This is a genomic window from Flavobacterium sp. LC2016-13 (assembly GCF_009707955.1).
In the GTDB taxonomy this organism is placed as follows: Bacteria; Bacteroidota; Bacteroidia; order Flavobacteriales; family Flavobacteriaceae; genus Flavobacterium.
This window is the reverse complement of record NZ_WMDQ01000003.1, coordinates 477,776-496,917: the sequence shown is the minus strand read 5'-3', so window position 1 is coordinate 496,917 and position 19,142 is coordinate 477,776. Positions and strand designations below refer to the sequence as shown.

Annotated in this window: 16 protein-coding genes; 1 reads left to right on the top strand and 15 read right to left on the bottom strand. The window is 33.8% G+C overall.

The features are described 5' to 3' along the window. Positions 1 to 6: 6 nt before the first annotated feature. The 7 genes from GKZ86_RS09160 to GKZ86_RS09130 form a co-directional block, all read right to left on the bottom strand. The gene (locus GKZ86_RS09160; protein ID WP_154782811.1) at positions 7 to 2,826 is read right to left on the bottom strand and encodes an AsmA family protein; all 2,820 of its coding nucleotides are present in this window, start codon (positions 2,824 to 2,826) and stop codon (positions 7 to 9) included. Between the two features lie 15 nt (positions 2,827 to 2,841). Beyond that, positions 2,842 to 3,645 carry an MlaD family protein gene (locus GKZ86_RS09155; protein WP_154782810.1) on the bottom strand — a complete coding sequence of 268 codons (804 nt, stop codon included), beginning with the start codon at positions 3,643 to 3,645 and terminating at the stop codon, positions 2,842 to 2,844. A 24-nt stretch (positions 3,646 to 3,669) separates the two neighbouring features. After that, on the bottom strand, positions 3,670 to 4,449 hold the full coding sequence (locus GKZ86_RS09150; RefSeq protein WP_154782809.1) for an ABC transporter ATP-binding protein: 780 nt from the start codon (positions 4,447 to 4,449) through the stop codon (positions 3,670 to 3,672). 2 nt (positions 4,450 to 4,451) lie between these two features. Further along, positions 4,452 to 5,210: an ABC transporter permease gene (locus GKZ86_RS09145; protein ID WP_194632494.1), complete on the bottom strand. Its 759-nt coding sequence runs from the start codon at positions 5,208 to 5,210 to the stop codon at positions 4,452 to 4,454. Positions 5,211 to 5,480: 270 nt separating this feature from the next. After that, positions 5,481 to 6,725, bottom strand: a complete 1,245-nt coding sequence (gene fabF / locus GKZ86_RS09140) for a beta-ketoacyl-ACP synthase II (RefSeq protein WP_154782808.1) — start codon at positions 6,723 to 6,725, stop codon at positions 5,481 to 5,483. Beyond that, entirely contained in the window at positions 6,725 to 7,282 is a 558-nt protein-coding gene (locus GKZ86_RS09135; protein WP_154782807.1) for a TetR/AcrR family transcriptional regulator, read from the bottom strand. Before GKZ86_RS09135 ends, fabF begins: the two co-directional genes overlap by 1 nt. Positions 7,283 to 7,495: 213 nt before the next feature. Further along, positions 7,496 to 9,766, bottom strand: a complete 2,271-nt coding sequence (locus GKZ86_RS09130; RefSeq protein ID WP_154782806.1) for a glycosyltransferase — start codon at positions 9,764 to 9,766, stop codon at positions 7,496 to 7,498. Between the two features lie 401 nt (positions 9,767 to 10,167). Between GKZ86_RS09130 and GKZ86_RS09125 the strand changes: the two genes are divergently transcribed. Further along, entirely contained in the window at positions 10,168 to 10,329 is a 162-nt protein-coding gene (locus GKZ86_RS09125; protein ID WP_042565425.1) for a DUF1328 domain-containing protein, read from the top strand. A 186-nt stretch (positions 10,330 to 10,515) separates the two neighbouring features. On the opposite strand, the gene GKZ86_RS09120 is transcribed toward GKZ86_RS09125, so the two are convergent. The 8 genes from GKZ86_RS09120 to GKZ86_RS09085 form a co-directional block, all read right to left on the bottom strand. Continuing rightward, positions 10,516 to 10,983, bottom strand: coding sequence for a DUF1440 domain-containing protein (locus GKZ86_RS09120; RefSeq protein ID WP_154782805.1), 468 nt, complete (start codon positions 10,981 to 10,983; stop codon positions 10,516 to 10,518). Positions 10,984 to 10,993: 10 nt separating this feature from the next. Beyond that, the gene (locus GKZ86_RS09115; protein WP_154782804.1) at positions 10,994 to 11,503 is read right to left on the bottom strand and encodes a DinB family protein; all 510 of its coding nucleotides are present in this window, start codon (positions 11,501 to 11,503) and stop codon (positions 10,994 to 10,996) included. Between the two features lie 7 nt (positions 11,504 to 11,510). Beyond that, on the bottom strand, positions 11,511 to 11,897 hold the full coding sequence (locus tag GKZ86_RS09110) for a VOC family protein (RefSeq protein WP_154782803.1): 387 nt from the start codon (positions 11,895 to 11,897) through the stop codon (positions 11,511 to 11,513). Positions 11,898 to 11,984: 87 nt separating this feature from the next. Then, complete coding sequence (locus GKZ86_RS09105; RefSeq protein WP_154782802.1) at positions 11,985 to 12,194, bottom strand: hypothetical protein; 210 nt, start codon at positions 12,192 to 12,194, stop codon at positions 11,985 to 11,987. A 12-nt stretch (positions 12,195 to 12,206) separates the two neighbouring features. Next, positions 12,207 to 12,587, bottom strand: coding sequence for a DoxX family protein (locus GKZ86_RS09100; protein WP_154782801.1), 381 nt, complete (start codon positions 12,585 to 12,587; stop codon positions 12,207 to 12,209). A 568-nt stretch (positions 12,588 to 13,155) separates the two neighbouring features. Next, positions 13,156 to 14,574: a TolC family protein gene (locus tag GKZ86_RS09095; RefSeq protein ID WP_154782800.1), complete on the bottom strand. Its 1,419-nt coding sequence runs from the start codon at positions 14,572 to 14,574 to the stop codon at positions 13,156 to 13,158. A 130-nt stretch (positions 14,575 to 14,704) separates the two neighbouring features. After that, a complete protein-coding gene (locus tag GKZ86_RS09090; protein WP_154782799.1) occupies positions 14,705 to 17,869 on the bottom strand; it encodes an efflux RND transporter permease subunit in 3,165 nt (1,054 codons plus the stop codon). An 11-nt stretch (positions 17,870 to 17,880) separates the two neighbouring features. Continuing rightward, entirely contained in the window at positions 17,881 to 19,026 is a 1,146-nt protein-coding gene (locus GKZ86_RS09085) for an efflux RND transporter periplasmic adaptor subunit (RefSeq protein WP_228526562.1), read from the bottom strand. Positions 19,027 to 19,142 lie beyond the last annotated feature (116 nt).

The window sequence follows — 19,142 nt, the reverse complement described above, 5'->3', positions numbered from 1 at the left end:
TTGATTTTAACTTTTTCGTTTACTTACCTTTTCTTTCCGGATGACTTTATTATTTTTTTCGTCATAAACGGCGTCAAAAATTTGTTGACCGGTTTTGCTGAAAATTTTAATTTTAGGATCCTCATGCGTTCCCGTAATCGTAATAGGAAAACCTACTAAACCAAAAGGCGGAAGTCCTAATCGCATTCTTAAATCTAACAATCCGTCAAAACTTGTAGTTCCTTTAATGGTGGGTTTAAAACGGGCAACACTAAAAGTAAATGGCTCGATATGAATTAAATTATTATCGATATTAGATTTAATTTCAATGCCTTTCATATCAGGATTATTTAAACCATCTTGTCCCGTTTTAGAACTAATTCCGTCAAAAAGTTTAAGACCTTTTACTTTTACATCTCTCAAATTCAAAATTCCGTCACCTTCAAGAGATTCATAAATAGGTCCCATATTTCCGTCTAAATCGCCTTTGATTTTATAATCGATACCAATAATTCCTTCTGCTTTTTCAGCAGCCGTAACCATATCATGAAACATCGGAATTTCTTTGTATGCTCGTTGTACACTAAAATCTTTGGCTGTAAAATGAGCATCAAAATGTGCAGATGTTGGCGACTCATCTTTGTATGAAGCATCAAGTCCTAAAATGCAATCGATGATATTAAAAGTTGTTTTTTCTAAATAAAAACCGCCTTTAGTAATACCAACTTTTCCATTAAGCTTATTCAAAACAAGTCCGTTATATTCAACTTTATCAACGTCTGTTTTAAGTCCTACATTTAGGTTTTTAGGAATTATGACGACACCGCTCATTTTCGGATGATCTTCTTTGGCATAGTCAACTTCAATGTTTCGATCTGTATTTTCTCCTTTTTCGAGCGCCATAAATTCATCAACATTAATCAGTTTTGATTTCAGGTTAAAATCTCCGCTCAAAGTTCCGTGTGATTCTAAAAAGTAATTGATCGTATTAAGAAGATATCCATTAATGGCAAAATCAGATTTTCCGTAAAAAGCATCAAATTTTTCAAACCACATTTTCTCATTTTGAAAACGGAAATTTCCCTGTTTAATAAAAAATGCTTTCGGGAAAAGTTCAGAAGTTGCTTTTATATTTTTAAGAATAATAGTTCCGCGATTATCCAGTTTACTGTATTGTCCCGTTGTAGCATAACTTTGTTTTCCTTTTAGCGAAAGATCCGCTTTTGCATAACCCGTAATCTCAACTCCTTTTTGAGAAAAGACTTTATAGATGCGACCCACATTAAGTTCGCCTTTTATTTTTGCATTATAAGCCAAATCACTAAAGTCAGAAAGCGTTGCATTTACATACATCGGATTTCCTTCAAACACAAATGAAGCGGGTGCAACGGCCACAATCAAATCCTGAAATGTTCCGGCTTTGTTGAGCACATTGGCAATAAAAGTAATATCAGTAATTGGGTTTGGATAAGAATCTGTTTTTAGCCAGCCATTTCGCAATGAAATTCCGCCAATGGTTTTAGGAAATAGTTTTTTTGATGTGCTAAAAATACCTTTTGCCTGAATATTGGTTTTCAAAATTCCTTTTAATTCCATAGTGTTTAAGCCAATCGCTGCATCTACGGTGGCAAGATCTAATGCGCCTTTTACACTTGCATCTACGTTCATTTCTGTAAAACCTTTGCTGTGTAAATAAGCGGTGAAATAATCTTTTTCACCAACTTTAAATTTTAAGGTTTTTAAGTTTATGAGTAATTTTTCGACATCAAGCGAAGGCAAAATCGCATTTAGATTCATCTGAAAATCGGTTAATGGGGCAGGGGCATTTTGATAATTTATAGCGCCTTCATTAATTTTTAGATTGAATGCCAAATCCGGTTTTTGTTTTTTTGCAACATTATAATCTCCTTTAAAAGAAAAAAGCAAATCACTTTTACCCGAAATTTCGGTTTCTTCCATCCAGGCTAAATATTCCGGTGGCATTACAGAAAATAGGTCTTTTAAAGTTGAATTTTTTGAAGCGGCTTTTATATTAATTTTATAACCATCTCTTAAAATGGTAAACAAACCGGTAAATTGTAAAGGCAGTTTATTAATTCGCAATTCATTTTTTTGAAGAATAAATGAAAGTGCATGCGTATTGATTCTCGTAATTAAATCAGCGCGTAATTCTTTTTTTCTCAGATAAGCGGTTCTGTTGTAGTAAAAATCGATATTGTCAATTTTAGCATCTGTATTTAAATCGAAAATATCTTCGCTTAGATTTCCTTTTCCAACATAATTAAAACCTTTTGCATCAATCAGAATTTTGGCAGAACGATCGTTGTATTTAACGTGGCAATCTTCAAAATCAATACGTTCTAAACGAATTGCGGTTCCTTCTTCAGGTTTATTTGCTTTGTTTTTATCTTCTTTGTCATCTTCTGGAGCAATATAAATATTGTAGTTGGCCTGGCCTTTTTGGTTTACCATTACATTTATTAAGGCTTTAGAAACGTATAGTTTATTGATTTTTACTTCATTGTCAAAAAGTAATCTTTTTAAGTTTATTCCAAACGCAACCTGATCTGCTTTAAGCAAAGTATCATTACGAAAAGGAGCAGATCCTGTAAGCGACAAATCATCAAGCGAAACGGTTAATGATGGAAAATGCGTAAAAAACGAAAGTCTCGATTTCGAGAATTCCATTTTTGTATCTAATCTCTCGTTTGCAATTTTTTTTACTTCAGAAGCTACTTTTCCGGGAAAAAGTAACGGAATGAGAAATAGCAATAGCAAAATAGATGCTATTGCTATTCCCAACACTTTGAGTGTTTTGATGGCAATGTTTTTATATGAGAAATTCATAGGCGTATATTTAAATTACTTTTTTGCTTTATCGGCTTCGGCTTTTTCTTTATCTTCTTTGGCTTTTTCTTCTTTCTCTTCTTTTGCTTTTTCAGCTTTTTTCTGTTCTTCTTCTTTTTTCTCTTTCAGTTCTTCTTCTTTTTTCTTTTTCTCTTTTTCTTTCTTTTTATAATAACCTTTAAATAAGAAGTTGCTTTTTGCTGCTTCCATATTTTGACTAAAGCCTTTTGTACCGGATTCTAAATTATTAAGCGTATTCGAAACGCTATTAGCCATTTTTTCATCGCGGACTAATCTGGCTAATGCACCGTTACCGTTATTCATGCTATGGCTGAAAATCGCTAACTCATCAGAAATTACACCCACATTGTCTACACTTTTCTTAACGCTTTTCATAAGGTCAGCCATTTCTATTCCGTTTACAGAAGCGATTGCACCATTATTTTCAACTATTTTTTGAGATTTAACACCCGGAGAAATAGTTAGAACTTTATCGCCCATTAATCCGTCAGAACCAATACTGGCACGAGCATCTGTTTTTATAAATTCGCGAACGTCATCTTTAATAACCATTGAAACCACAACAGAAGAATCGTTTATTAGCCTGATTTCTTCGACTGTTCCAATATTGATTCCTGAAAAACGAACATTATTTCCCACCTCTAAACCGCTAACCGTTTTAAATTGAGATGTGATATGAAATGTTGATCCAAATAGATTTTTTTGTTTTCCGATGAAGTAGATTGCTATTATAAAAAGCAACGATCCAACTGTTACAAACATTCCTAATTTCCAAGTATATCCAGATTGCTTATCCATGATTTCTATTTTTATTTTTAAGTTTTATTCAAAAAATGAGCGTACCCATTCGTCTTCACTTTCCTCTAATTCTTCGTAAGTTCCTTCAGCGTGTATTACACCATCTTTTAGCACCATAATGCGGTCTGCAGTAAGTTTGGCGCAAGCCATATCGTGTGTAATAATGATCGATGTTGTTTTACGTTTGTGTTTTATATCTAATATTAATTCACTGATTTCTCTTGATGTTATTGTATCTAAACCGGTTGTTGGTTCGTCGTATAAAATAATTTCAGGTTTCAGAATTAGGGTTCTTGCCAAGCCAATTCTCTTTTGCATTCCACCGGATAATTCAGATGGCATTTTGTTTATGGCATCGCTTAGACCAACATTATCAAGTGCTTCAACAACTTCAGCTTCAACTTCTTCCGGAGTTAAATCTCTTTTATGTTTTTTTAGAGTGAAGGCTAAATTTTCACGAACCGACATTGAATCATATAAAGCGCCACTTTGAAACAGAAACCCAATTCGGACTCTGATTTCGTTTAGTTCACTTTTTTTAAGATTCAAAACGTTTTCATCAAAAACTTTAATTTCGCCTTTGTCCGGTTCAATTAAACCTACAATGCATTTTATAGTTACTGATTTTCCTGAACCTGAACGGCCTAAAATCACCAAATCTTCACCTTGATTTACAGTAAGATTTACTCCTTTTAAGATCTTATTATTTTTACCAAATGTTTTGTGCAAATTCTTAATCTCGATTATGGGAGCTTTGCTTTTAACTTTTGGTTCTTTCTCTATATTTTTTTCTTCCTTAATCATCTTTAAAAAAATAAGTCGGTTATTTGTACAGCTACCATATCAATTATAAAAATGGCTAAAGAAGCAGTTACAACGGCTGAGTTTGCTGCTTTTCCAACACTTTCAGTTCCATTTGTGGCGTTAAATCCTTTATAACATCCAATCATTCCAATAAAAAATCCAAAGAAAAAAGTCTTTATCGTTGCCGGAATAAGATCCAGAAATGCTAATGATTGGAGAATTTGTGTGAGATAGCGATAAAAGTTAACGTCGCCATGAATATTGATTCCAATATACCCGCCTATAATTCCCACTGCATCAGCAAAAAATACTAATAATGGAACCATTAATGTACAGGCTAAAATGCGTGTTACAACCAAATAATTGTACGGATTAATAGCAGAAACTTCCATCGCATCAATTTGCTCTGTTACTTTCATCGAACCTAATTCGGCACCAATTCCTGATGATATTTTTCCCGCACAAATTAAAGCTGTAATTACAGGAGCAATTTCACGAATTAACGAAAGTGCTACCATTCCCGGTAACCAGGATTCTGCTCCAAATTTTACCAAAGTTGGTCTTGATTGCAGCGTAAGTACCAAGCCCATAATAAAGCCTGTGATCGCAACCAAAGGCAATGATTTATATCCTATAATATAACATTGTTTTACAAATTGTCTGGCCTCATAAGGAGGTATAAAAACTTCCTTAAAAAACTGCTTTGCAAACAAAGTTGCATTTCCTATATCTGCGAAGGTATTTTTTAAGTTTGCAATCACAATAGTATGTTTTAGGTGAGTTTAGAATTCTGAAAATCAATATTTAACATATTTAATTTTCCTTCGTTATTTTTAAATAAAATTACCTCATTAGTTAACAAAAATTCTTACACAACTTTTTTGGATGTTTATATAATTAACATAACTATACAATAATTGCTATAAGTTGACGTTACTCAAATCTTTTAAAAACAAAAAAAATCCCTTTACGTGAAAGGGATTTTTTGAAATTGAGTTTTATTTAATTAAGCTGTAAAATGCAGCATTACATTATTCTGTAAATTTTTTAAAGATTGAACTCGCTATATGTCCGCCAAAACCAAATGTATTGCTCATGGCATAATTCACAGTTCTCGATTGTGCTTTTCCAAGTGTTAGATTAAACTTGTTTAAAAAGTCCGGTTCTATGTTTTGCGTATTTATTGTTGGTGGCACTATGTTTTCCTGAACTGCTTTTATACAAGCAATAGCTTCAATTGCTCCGGCGCCACCGAGTAAATGTCCTGTCATTGATTTTGTTGCACTAATATTTGCATTTGGATTAATACCAAATACTTTTTCCATAGCTTTAAGTTCGCTTAAATCTCCGGTTGGAGTAGAGGTTGCATGTGCATTGATATAATCAATTTTGTCCGGTGTAATTTCAGCTTCTTCAAGCGCAAGCTGCATTCCTAAAATGGCACCTTCGCCATCAGGATGTGTTCCTGTTAAATGATAAGCATCTCCGGCTAATCCGCCACCAACAATTTCAGCAAGAATTACAGCATTTCTTTTTATTGCATGTTCATAGCTTTCCAATATAACTGCGCCAGCGCCTTCGCCCAAAACAAATCCGTCTCTGGTTGCATCAAAAGGACGTGAGGCTTTAGTAAAATCATCATTTAATGTCGACAACGCTTTTGAAGCATTAAAGCCGCCAATTGAAGATTCTGAAATAGAAGCTTCAGAACCGCCGCTAATAATCATATCTGCTTTGCCCCAACGAATGTAATTAAAGGCATCAATAATGGCTGTATTACTGGCAGAACAAGCTGAAGCTGTGGTATAATTAATGCCTCGAAGACCGTATTTTATAGAAATAGCTCCTGAAGCGATATTGATAATTCTTTTTGGAATGAAAAACGGACTAAATCTTGGTGTTCCGTTGCCTAATTTGTATTCTCCAATTTGTTCTTCAAAAGTAGAAACCCCACCGTCGCCGGAACCCCATATAACGCCAATTCTGTTTTTATCTAAAGAATCAAAATCTATGTTTGCATTTTTTACGGCTTCATCTGTTACATACAATGCGTATTGCGTAAAGAGATCGTATTTTCTGATTTCATTTTTTTCAAAAATATGTTGGGCATCAAAGTTTTTAACTTCGCATGCAAATTTGGTTTTAAATTGTGTGGTGTCAAATTTTGTTATTGGAGCTGCACCGCTAACTCCGTTAATTAAGGAATTCCAGTATTCCTGAACATTATTTCCAATAGGAGTTACAGCTCCTAATCCTGTTATTACTACTCTTTTCATTATTGCTTAGGTCTTAATTCTGTTAATATTGTTTCTCTTACCAATTCAAAATCATTATCGTTTGTAAGTCTTGAAAGCTGCACAATGGCAACCATATTCGTTATTATCATTATTGCTTTTGTTCTTGGAGCCATTTCAAAATCAAAAATTTTAAGCTCTTTTCCTTCGGTTAAAACTTCCGTTAGCCAGGTTATTACGATTTGGGCAAATAGTTTTAATTCTGTTTTTATGGATTCGTCAAGTGTATTTAAGTCTGTTGCTAATGAACCCACAATACAGACTTTATTTTCTTTTTTTATTTGTGTCTGAACGGCCAAGAAAGCTTCCAGTTTTATTAATGGAGATTCATTGGCAACTTTTTCCTTTAAAGCCTGAGTTCTGGCAATATGTTCTTTTATTGTTGCTACACCAAGATCTGATTTTGTAGGGAAATGATAATGAATTGAAGCGGTTTTGATGCCTATATCATTAGAAATATCCTTGAAACTAAAGGCATTATACCCTTTGTTTCTAATAAACTGATCTGCTTTGTCTATAATTACTTCTCTTGTTTTCATAGCAATAAAATTTTCAACAAAGATACTACCTATTAGTAGATAGGCAAAATATTTAATGCTTATTTTTAAAACGATTAAAGCAGGTGATTTAAAAAAGACTAAAAATTTGATGATTCTGTTAGATATAAAAAACAAAAAATCCCTTTGTGAGAAAGGGATTTTAGGGTAATAGTAGAAAATTTAGTTTTTTGGAATATATAATTAGTTAAAAATTTATTGATTAATAGCAACTCCTGTTTTAGCTTTCATAAGCGGAATCACTTTGCTTTCTGATAATTTAAGATTTTCCATTATTAATCGGGCAGTTAAATAACAAACCGTAGATTCTGCTCCCTGATTTAAGTTTACATTTTCTTTTTCTAAACCATCATATCCGCCTCCGCTAACGGGATTGTACATAATTTGGTTTAAATGATTTTTACCTAAAAACCAGTTAAATGCAATTTTCATTTGTTGTTTATGCTCCGGATTTTTAAACGCACTGTAAAATGAATTTAAAGTCTGAATCATGTACGAAACATCAATTGGTTGTTCGCCATATCCGTGTGGTTCAGAATCTTTGTGATACCAGCCGTTGTTTGAAATTACTTTGAAATTATCGCCATTATAAGTTTTCGAAATCAGGAAATCCAGCGATTCCAGAGCCACTTTTTTATAGATTGGTTTATTGGTTACCAAATAAGCATACAACATCGATTCAGGTAAAATTCCGTTACCGTAAGTCATATAATTTTCGAACCATTTCCAGTCTTTTGTAGCATGAATTTCATAATTAGACAACAATTTTGCATTCAATTTATTGATAATAGCCGCTACATATAAATTAGGAACAGCGTTATGATATAAATACAAACCTTTTGTTGCAAAACCAATAGAACGTGGCGACTGAATACTTTCGGCCCATTTTAAGGAGTTTAACAAACATTTAGAGGCTTTTTTAGTAATAGATTCCGGCAATATGTTTCCGATAGAAACTACAGTTCCTAAAGCCCAGATTCCGCGTGCATTTGAATCTTCTAAATTGACTTCTTCATTTTGCTCGATATGTTCACGATTATTTTGATCGACATAGTTCATGAAATTACCTTTTGGTTTCTGGCAACGTTCTATAAAGTCAAGATAAATTAAAATGTATGGTAAATCATCTTTGTCTTCGGTTAATTTATAGTGCATACAAATTGCAACCAAAGCACGGGCATTATCATCTAAAGTATAACCGGACTCAAGATCAGGAATAGAAATTTTACTAAACTGAATAATTCCAAGTTCTGTCGTCATTTTTTTGACGTGCGCTAATTGAATTGACGGATAACTGAATTTAACATCAGATGATTTATCCATTAATTTTTTATAGGTATTCATGTGTGCAATACCGATGTTTTCCCAAGAAGATGCTCTGGTTTTTCTGAAAGCATTTTTCCCCATTTCTTCTCTTAGATTTTCGTCATTAAGCAGTTTAATGGCAGCTTGAGCAAATTGATTTTCATCTCCAATATCAACTAAAATCCCTGAATCTTCTGTTAGTACTTCTTTTGTATGCGGAATTTTTGAAGCTACAATCGGGCAGGCGCAACTCATGGCATAAGAAAATGTGCCGCTTACCGCCTGATTTGGATCTTTTGAGGTAAACATATAAATATCAGTTGCCTGTAGATATTCTAAAAGTTCCTCTGTTTCAAGATATTGATTTATGAAACGAACATTGTTGTGTAAGTTTAATTCATCAACTATGCTTTCTAGTTTTTCACGATACGTATCTACGCCATCGATAATTAAATTTGGATGTGTTCTTCCAATAATTAAATAAAGTGCATTTGGCGTGTTTTCGACAATTTTACCTAAAGCTCTTAAACCGGTTTCAATATTTTTTCCTTCGCCTAAAAGACCGAAAGTAGAAAGTACGGTTCTGTCTTCGATTCCAAATTTTGCCTTAGCAGTTTCCGGTGCTTCGTAAACCACAACGTGAGTTCCGTGAGAAATAGTAGTGATATATTCTTTTGGAATTTCGTAATCATTAATTAATATTTCTTCAGATCTGTTGGTCATCACAAATACTGAATTACTGTAGCTTAAAAGCAATTTTACAAATGTTCTTAATTCGTCATTAGGACCAGGAAGCACGGTGTGAAATGTAAACGTTACGGGTTTTTTGATCACATTTAAGAAATCTAATAAATGATCTCCGTAGTTCCCTGAAAATAAACCAAATTCATGTTGAATATGAACTAATTTGACATTTTCGTCAGCATTAATTTCCTCAGCAACTCGAGTATAGTCTTCTCTGTTTTTTGTGTTTAAAGTAAAGGCCTGTGTTGAGTTTGCATTTGGTTTATCAACCAATTCACAAATTTCACAAGCTATAGATTTACCAAATACATCGGTAATTCCTTTTATTGTATCCTGCGTATAAGTAGCTATTCCACATTGAGTTGGTGGAAAAGTCGATAAGAAAACGATTTTCGATTTGTTAGATATTGCTTTCATGAGGATTCTTTTTAGTTCGTTTAATAAGTCGTTTAAGTTCACATTAGCAACCGCAATTTTTTATTAGCAGCTCTATAATAAATATAAAAAAGGGCTTTAAAAATGGTTACTTCCTTTTGTAAAATTCTTCCTTATTCTTATTTGATATAAAATTAAAATTTACATGAAGTGTCGATTAATCCAATCCACTAAAAAATTAACTCAAATGCGTTTTTATGGAAATTCTATAAAGTTAAATGTTTAATTATGAAACTTTTACTAAAATTTAAAATTTATTGTGTATCATATTTTTTTGCGATAAAAAAAAATTGGATAGAGTTAAACGAAGCTGTTTTTAAGAAAGAAATTTGATATAACAAACAGACTAAATAAGTCATTTTATAAACTTAAAAATAAATCATATGTTACGTTGGACAGTCATTTTTATTATTCTAGCTATAGTAGCGGGAATATTTGGTTTTGGAGGAATTGCTGCCGGAGCCGCTAGTATTGCAAAAGTTTTATTCTTCATATTTATTGTATTATTTATACTTTCATTAATTAGCGGAAGAAGAAAAGTTTAGCAATAAGTTTTAATCATATAAAAAAAGCGACACCAATATTGGTGTCGCTTTTTTTGTTTCAGGTTTTTTTTGTTTCAGATTTCAGGTTTCACCTGTTCTTTACTATGTTTGTTTAGACAAGTGAAACGCCTTTTTCACCTCAAAAATCTATGTTTCTATGTGTTTAAAAAACTAAAGCATTTAAAATTATCGTATTGAAATATAATATTTACGAGCAATAAACGCGATTGGAAATCCGATGCAAAAGATTAAAATCAATACAGATAAAATCAACGGAAAGTCGAAATGCTTTTCAGGCAATAACGGAAATACAATTGGCAAAACAATCAGATTCATTACAATCCAGACAAAAATACCATAAATAATTCCGGACAATAATGCATTCTTTTTTAAAAATGGGAGATAAGGATAAATCGTAAAATAGAACCACGCAAAAAGGATGGCAATAATAAAATGAAAACCTAATCCGTACCATGTCATTTGTGCTCCGCCTGTATAAGCTTCTTTTTTAAAAACACCGCTTGCAATAGATTGTAGAATTTTTATGGCAGTTGTTTTTTGAAAAACAATAGCGTAGAAAAAAATGGCTGCAAGAATGTCGAGTGTACCAGAAATTAATCCTGATAAAAATACAGCTCCGGTTTTTGATTTCATATAATATCTTTTATAATTCTGTCATGTAATGCAAAATAGCATTGAGTTGTTTGGTGTGTCTTTGAGCATGAAAAAGAGCAAAACTAATCCATTCGTAAATCGTGAATTGTTCAAAATGGGGAAGTTGAAAATCCAGACATGTCAACGTTAAATCATACGTTTCGCAGCTGTTTAATAATTCCGATTCTATTTTAAGCAAAGCTAAAGTTTGAGAATTTTTATTATAGTCGATAATCTCAGGTTTAAGAAAATCAGGAGAATCCATTTTTATATTGAAGTTTAAAAAAATGCCTTCAAGTTCTTTGATATTGTCATCAGGTTTTCGAATGGTATTTTTCTTATTTCCGGCAAATAATTTAGGATAACCGGAACAGGCCTTAATAATATGCTCAACAGTTTGTCCTGCGGTCCAGCTTCCTTTATACGGAGCAATATTAAATTCTTCCTGTGAAAAAGAAGAAACACTTTCGTTTAGTTTTTTAAATGTTTCAACAATATTTTTTTGAACTGTTGCTTTCATTTTTCATTTAGATTGTAAGTTTATCTACAGATGTTATCCACCACACATTTCCAAACGGATCTTTTACCCCACAAGTTCTTCCGTAATCCTGATTGCTTAATCCCATCAGTATTTCGGCACCGTGTTCAATTGCTTTATTAAAACTTTCATCGGCATTGGGAACATATACAAACAAATTTGCCGTTTCTTGTTTCCACTCTTTGGTTACATTGGTTACCATAATTGTACTTCCGCTTAAGGTAATTTCAGCATGCTGTACCGTTCCGTCTTCTCTCAAATGAGGAGCTTGTAATGTTACGGCATTAAAAACATTTTTCGTAAAATCTATAAATTTTAATGCATCGTTTAAAATTAAATACGGCATTACTGTCTGATGATTCTTAGGTATATTCATTTGTTGATTGATTTTAATGATTGATAACCCAAATTTACAATTATATATTAAAACTCTGACAGTTAAAGTTTTAAGGTTTTGAATAATTTATAAAAGAACTTCGCAATGGTATCCGTACGAATTGAGCAATTCGATAATTTTATGATTTGAAATTGATGAAGCGTGAATTCGCAAGATCTTGTCGCAATCTTCGAGATCGAAATTGATGATACTATTTGGGAAATGTTCAAGAAGCTTTCCCACAATCATTTGAGAGTGCTCGACTTCCTGAACATTTGTTTTAAAAACCTCTATCATCGTTTTCTGAATTTACAAAGCGATGTTTTTGTAACGCTCAATTTTATGATGGTACACATAAGAAATTACCAGAATCAATAAAACGATTAAAGGAAAAAAGCCTTCAAAACCAATTCCGTCAACCGCAAAATGACTTATTGAAGCGAATATAAAATCGAAAGCAAAACCGGCATAAGCCCATTCTTTAACACGATTTGAAACTTGTGGAATTACTAAAACCAAAACGCCCAGAATTTTGAAAACAACCAAAGCATTCCCAAAATACTCAGGATATCCCAAATGTTTAATTCCTTCTTTTGCTAATTCACTTTGAGAAGTAAGTGCCGGCATAACGCCTTCAAATAAAAAAATAAGAATAGTAGTAATCCAAAAAATAATTTTTGCTTTTTTCATTGGTTTAATATTAAATAGTTATTAGTTAATGTATTACAAACTTACAATTCTTATTTTTTTATTTTAATACATGTTTGCGACTTTTTTAGGGGCATTTGGGACAGAAGTTGATTTTAGATTTTTGAATGGGAGAGGGGAGAGGAAAGAGGAAAGAAGAAAGAATAAAGAGGAAAGAATAAAGAGGAAAGAATAAAGAGGAAAGAATAAAGAGGAAAGAATAAAGAGGAAAGAATAAAGAGGAAAGATTGGAAGTTTTATTTTTTTGGATAATAATCGTATTTTGTGTCATTTCGACCGGAGGGAGAAATCACATCCAGAGAGCTACGAGCTGTAAATCACATCCAAAAGGGAAAGTATTACGTGTAAACGTTATGTGATTTGCTTCGCCTGTTCGCTATCGCTCGGGTCTCCTCCGGTCGAAATGACACAACTTTGATTAAAAAAAATCCGTTCAAATCCGCGTCTTCGCATCGCGAATCTGTTTAATCTGCATTCTAACAACAAAAAAAAACGCTGCAAAACCGAAGTCTCGCAGCGCATCTCAAATAAATAATTAAATAAACGGGTATTATCTCCAACCGCCGCCTAATGCACGATATAATTCGGTATTAGCAGAAAGTTGCTCTCTTTTTATGTTTGCCAGTTCCAGCTCGCTTTGCAATAAATTAGATTGCGCAGATAAAACTTCAAGGTATTCTGCCATTCCGTTTTTGAATAACAAATTCGAATTTTTAATGGCTTGCTGCAAGGTTTTTACTCTTTCTTTAAGGAAAGATTCCTGCTGCTGTAATTTCTCTACTTTTACTAAAGCGTCTGAAACTTCACTAACGGCTACTAAAACCGATTGTCTGAAATTTAAAACTGCTTTTTCTCTTTCGGCTACAGCAATATTATATTGAGTTCGAACTCTTTTATTGTTCAATAAAGGTTGTGTTAAACCTCCTGCAACAGTTCCGAATAATGAAGCCGGAATATTGAACCAATTGCTGGTTTCGAACGAATTTACTCCGCCTTGAGCGGTAATTTTAAGCGAAGGATACAAATCTGCTTTTGTGATTCCCACGTTTGCATTGGCAACTTTTAAAGCCAATTCAGCACTTTTTACATCAGGTCTTCTGCTTACTAATGAAGACGGAATTCCGATTGCTGTATTGTTTTTTACTTCAATTGAACTTAATTTAATACTTCTTTGTTTTGAATTTGGAAATGATCCTGTCAAAACACTCAAAGCATTTTCCTGAATAGCAATATTTTGCTCTAATAAAGGAATCAATTGTGCAGCAGTTAATTTTTGTGCTTCAGATTGTTGAATTCCTAACGAAGTAACTTGTCCGGCATCAAATTTTAGTTTGATTATATTGGTTGTACTATCGTTTAGTTGTACATTTTTCTTAGCGATATCCAATTGCGCGTCTAACATCAAAAGATTATAATATCCTTTAGAAACATTCGCAACAATATTAGTCTGCAACGCTTTTTTTACTTCTTCAGATTGAAGGTAACTTGCATAAGCACCTTTTTTCTGACTGCGGATTTTTCCCCAAATATCAGCTTCCCAAGAAAGTGAAACTCCTGCAGAATAATCGTCAATATGTTTTTGACCTAAAGCCTGGTTCAGGTTCATTCCTGTAAAACTATTGTCAGACGGATTGCTTGTACTTGCATTTACAAATAAATTGGCCTGAGGAACATTTCCCCATTTAGATTGTGTGAATCTGTATTGTGCAATTTCGATGTTTTTTGTAGCGATTTGTAAATCGTTATTTCTGGCCACCGCGCTATCAATCAATTGAATAATATCTTTTTCTGTAAAGAAATTTTTCCACTCCAAATCAGCAATACTTGTTGTATCGGTTGAAGTTGATGCATTCCTGAAATTTTCAGGAAATGCATCTTTTGGAGTTTCAATATCCTTCGAAACCTTACAGGATATTACTGTGGCGATCAAAATAGCGATCATCACAATTTTGGTTATATACTTTTTCATTTTATATGTTGTCATTAAATTTCAGTACAAGTATCTTTTCTGCTGTCCAGATCTTTAGAAATCTTGTAGGATATGTAAACGATGCCCGTTATAATGGTCACCAGTATTGTCGTTATATAATTTTCCATTTTTATTTTTCTTCGTTATGAATTACGGCTACTGGTTTTCCAGAAACCTTTTCTTGTAAATGTTGGAAGACGATGAATAAAACCGGGATGATTAACAACCCAAGAATTACTCCTGATATCATACCTCCGGCGGCACCAATACTAATAGAGTGGTTACCTTGTGCTGACGGTCCTGTTGCGCTCATCATCGGGATTAATCCCACAACAAAGGCAAGAGATGTCATGATAATTGGTCGTAAACGTAATTTTGCTGCATCTATGGATGCTTTTACTAATGCCTGACCGGATTTTCGTTTTTGAACGGCAAATTCGACAATCAAAATGGCATTTTTAGCGAGCAGTCCAATAAGCATTACCAGTGCAACCTGAACATAAATGTTATTTTCAATTCCAGTTAAACCAATGGCTACGAAAACTCCAAATATACCTGCAGGGATTGATAGAATTACTGCTAAAGGCAGGATGTAACTCTCATACTGTGCGGCAAGTAAGAAATAGACGAATATCAAACACAGTAAGAAAATTGTTGCCGATTGACCTCCTGAAGAAATTTCTTCACGGGTTTGTCCTGAGAATTCAAATCCGTAGCCCGCAGGTAATTGTTGTGCTGCTACTTCTTCAATTGCTTTGATGGCATCTCCGGAACTAAATCCAGGTTTCGGAATTGCATTTATACCAATTGAGTTAAATAAATTATATCTTGATGCTGTTTCAGAACCATAAATACGGCTTAGTTTTACCAAAGTATTTAACGGAACCATTTCGCCATTTTTGTTTTTTACAAATACACGATCAATTGCTGATGGATCTGCTCTGTCTGCAATATCAGCCTGAACAACAACTCTGTAATATTTACCAAATCTATTGAAATCTGATGCCTGCGCGCTACCAAAATAAGCTTGCATGGTTTGCAGAATATCTTTGACTTTTACGCCTAACTGATCTGCTTTTGCATCATTAATATCCAATTGTAATTGAGGATAATCAGCCTTGAAACTTGTAAAAGCAACTGCTATTTCAGGACGTTTCATCAATTCTCCGATAAAGTTTTGAGAGATTCCACTAAACTTATCCAGTTTACCACCGGTTTTATCCTGAAGAACCAAATCTAAAGCCTCAACGTTACTGAAACCAGGAACGGTTGGGAAACTAAATACGAAGAAACTTCCTCCTGAAATCGCGCCTAATTTGCCACGAACTTCATTCATGATTTCATCGATATTTTTAACATCGCCACGTTCTTCGTTTGGTTTAAGCAATACGAAAACAACTGCTGATGATGGACTTGTAGAATTCGTTAACAAGTTGAAACCTGAAATCGCTGTTACAAATCGTGATGAATTTAAAGCTCTTAAAGTATTTTCTGCCTGAGTCATTACTTTTTGAGTTCCGTCTAAAGATGTTCCTGAAGGCGTATTTACGGCAATTGCAATAAATCCTTGATCTTCTGTTGGAATAAATCCTGATGGAGTTGTTTTAACCATTACAACAGTAGCGAAAGTAATTAAAGCCAATCCGCCTAAACTTACCCATTTGTTACGAATTAAGAATTTTAATCCGCCAACATAACGGTTTGTTAATGAGTCAAAACTTTTGTTGAATCCGTTAAAGAATTTCTCTTTAAATCCTTTTTTCACGTATGGAGCATCTCCTTCGTGTTCACCGTGATTATCCTTTAAGAATAAAGCGGCTAGGGCAGGGCTTAAAGTTAAAGCGTTTACGGCCGAAATTACAATTGCAATTGCCATCGTAAAAGCAAACTGACGATAGAAAACTCCTGTTGAGCCTTCCATAAAACCGACCGGCAGGAATACAGCAGCCATTACCAGCGTAATCGAGATAATAGCACCCGTAATTTCGTGCATTGCTTCATGTGTCGCTATTTTTGGAGACAAATGTTTATGCTCCATTTTAGCGTGCACGGCTTCGACAACCACAATTGCATCATCTACCACAATACCAATCGCCAGAATTAAAGCGAAAAGCGTTAAAAGGTTGATCGAAAATCCGAATAATTGCATGAAGAAGAACGTTCCTAAAATTGCTACAGGTACAGCAATGGCCGGAATTAATGTTGATCTAAAATCTTGCAAGAAGATAAATACCACAATAAATACTAATATAAAAGCTTCTAATAAAGTATGTTTTACCTGATCGATTGATTGATCTAAAGATACTTTTGTGCTATAGAAAATATTGTGTTTAATGCCAGGAGGAAAATCTTTTGATGCTTTAACCATCAATTTATTTATCGCAACCTGAATATCATTTGAGTTAGAACCCGCTAATTGAATAACTCCAATTACGATTCCTTTTTTACCATTTAAACGTGTTAAACTGTTATAAGAATAAGCACCAAGTTCAACTCTTGCAACGTCTCTTAAGCGAAGGACAGAACCGTCGGCATTAGAACGAATTGCAATATTTTGATAATCTTCTGGTTTGGTTAGCTTTCCTTTGTATTTAATTACATATTCAAAAACTTCCTTACTTCTTTCTCCAAATTTACCCGGAGCAGCTTCTAAACTTTTGTCCTGAATAGCTGCCATAACTTCGTTTGGCGTAACATTGTAAGTAGACATTTGAGTTGGATTTAACCAAACTCTCATTGAGTAATCTTTTACACCACCAAAAATACTGGCGGCACCAACTCCCGGAATACGTTTAATCTCAGGAATAATATTAATTTGAGCATAATTGGCAACAAAAGTCTGATCGTATTTCGATTCATCTTCTGTATACATACCAATCGCCATGATAAAACTGTTTTGTTGTTTCGCAGTTGTTACACCTTGCTGAACAACCTCTGCAGGCAACTGGCTTGTAGCTTGTGCAACTCTGTTTTGCACGTTTACTGCAGCCTGGTCAGCATCAGTTCCTAATTTAAAGAAAACAGTAATGGCTAAAGTACCATCATTACTCGCTGTTGAACTCATGTAAGTCATGTTTTCAACACCATTTATAGACTCTTCAAGTGAAGGCGCAACAGAACGTAAAACCGTTTCTGCGTTCGCTCCCGGATAAACTGCCGTTACCAAAACCGATGGCGGCGCAATATCAGGAAACTGTTGTAAAGGTAATTTCGTAAGACCAAGTATACCTAATATCACCAATAAAATGGAAATAACGGTTGCTAAAACGGGTCTTTGTATAAATATTTTGAACATTTTCGTAAAAATTATTTTTTGTTAGTTATTTCGGCAACTTTTGTAGCTGATTTTTCAGGTTGAATTACTTGTCCTTCCTGAAGTTTATCAACACCGCTTAATACGATTTGATCGCCAGATTTTACACCATCTTTAATAAGATAGTTTGTTCCGCTTTTTCCAATAACCGTAATTGGCATTTTGTTAACCTTGTTGTCTTTGCTTAAAGTAAAAACGAAGATTTTATCCTGCATTTCTATTGTAGCCGATTGTGGAACCAAAATCGCATCGTCGTGCTGAATTCCTAATCTGATTCTTCCTGTGTTTCCAGAACGTAATGTTCCGTTTTTGTTAGGGAAAGTCGCTCTTAAAGTAATGGCACCGGTAGTTTTATCAAATTGACCATCTACCATGTCGATTTTTCCTGTTTGAGGATAAGCATTGTTATCAGCTAATATTAAAGAAACCGGAGGTAAGTGTTTTATTTTATCTCCAAGTGAGTTTCCTGCGTATTGTGATTTAAAGTTGATGAAATCTGTTTCTCCTAAAGAGAAATAAGCAAAAACTTCATGAACGTCTGAAAGTGTTGTTAAAGCCTCAACATCAGATGCAGAAACTAAACTTCCTTGTTTTTTAGGTAATCTTCCAATGTAACCACTTACTGGAGCTGTCACATTTGTATATCCTAAGTTAATTTTTGCAGATGCTACCATTGCTTTAGCTTGTTCAATATTTGCAGCAGCAATTTTTTGAGAAGCTTTAGCAGTTTTTAACTGATAATCAGAAACTACTTTGTTTTGAACTAAAGGAGTTAATTTATCAACTTCTAACTGAGCGTTGATTAAAGCTGCTTCATAAGCGTGAAGACTAGCCAATGCATTGTTTAATTGCTCACGGTAAGGTCTTTCGTTTATTTTGAATAAAGATTGTCCTTTAGATACATAAGCACCTTCGTCTACTAAAACGCGATCTAAGTTTCCACTTACTTGCGGACGAATTTCAACGTCAACAGTTCCTTGTATAGAGGCAGGATATTCATTATCAGTAGTAGTGTTTTCAATTGTGATAGCGGCAACAGGTAAAACCGGAGGTGGCGGTGGAGCCGGAGCTTGCGATTTATCGGCACAACTAGCAAGTACCAGAGCCAGAATAAAGCTGGTTATAATTACATTTTTCATTTTTCTATTGGTTTTAATTTGTTGGAAATTCTCGTTGTTTAACATTCTCTCTTTTATAGTATTGGTGGTATTCATTTTAATTCTATTAAATTATCTAACGTTGTTAAGTAAATTGG

Bases quoted from the DNA above. Each gene is read 5' to 3' on its own strand.
- GKZ86_RS09110 (WP_154782803.1), bottom strand. From the start codon at position 11,897: ATGAATATACCTAAGAATCATCAGACAGTAATGCCGTATTTAATTTTA.
- fabF (WP_154782808.1), bottom strand. From the start codon at position 6,725: ATGAAAAGAGTAGTAATAACAGGATTAGGAGCTGTAACTCCTATTGGA.
- GKZ86_RS09150 (WP_154782809.1), bottom strand. From the start codon at position 4,449: ATGATTAAGGAAGAAAAAAATATAGAGAAAGAACCAAAAGTTAAAAGC.
- GKZ86_RS09135 (WP_154782807.1), bottom strand. From the start codon at position 7,282: ATGAAAACAAGAGAAGTAATTATAGACAAAGCAGATCAGTTTATTAGA.
- GKZ86_RS09085 (WP_228526562.1), bottom strand. From the start codon at position 19,026: ATGAAAAATGTAATTATAACCAGCTTTATTCTGGCTCTGGTACTTGCT.
- GKZ86_RS09120 (WP_154782805.1), bottom strand. From the start codon at position 10,983: ATGAAATCAAAAACCGGAGCTGTATTTTTATCAGGATTAATTTCTGGT.
- GKZ86_RS09155 (WP_154782810.1), bottom strand. From the start codon at position 3,645: ATGGATAAGCAATCTGGATATACTTGGAAATTAGGAATGTTTGTAACA.
- GKZ86_RS09090 (WP_154782799.1), bottom strand. From the start codon at position 17,869: ATGTTCAAAATATTTATACAAAGACCCGTTTTAGCAACCGTTATTTCC.
- GKZ86_RS09125 (WP_042565425.1), top strand. From the start codon at position 10,168: ATGTTACGTTGGACAGTCATTTTTATTATTCTAGCTATAGTAGCGGGA.
- GKZ86_RS09115 (WP_154782804.1), bottom strand. From the start codon at position 11,503: ATGAAAGCAACAGTTCAAAAAAATATTGTTGAAACATTTAAAAAACTA.
- GKZ86_RS09130 (WP_154782806.1), bottom strand. From the start codon at position 9,766: ATGAAAGCAATATCTAACAAATCGAAAATCGTTTTCTTATCGACTTTT.
- GKZ86_RS09100 (WP_154782801.1), bottom strand. From the start codon at position 12,587: ATGAAAAAAGCAAAAATTATTTTTTGGATTACTACTATTCTTATTTTT.
- GKZ86_RS09105 (WP_154782802.1), bottom strand. From the start codon at position 12,194: ATGATAGAGGTTTTTAAAACAAATGTTCAGGAAGTCGAGCACTCTCAA.
- GKZ86_RS09160 (WP_154782811.1), bottom strand. From the start codon at position 2,826: ATGAATTTCTCATATAAAAACATTGCCATCAAAACACTCAAAGTGTTG.
- GKZ86_RS09095 (WP_154782800.1), bottom strand. From the start codon at position 14,574: ATGAAAAAGTATATAACCAAAATTGTGATGATCGCTATTTTGATCGCC.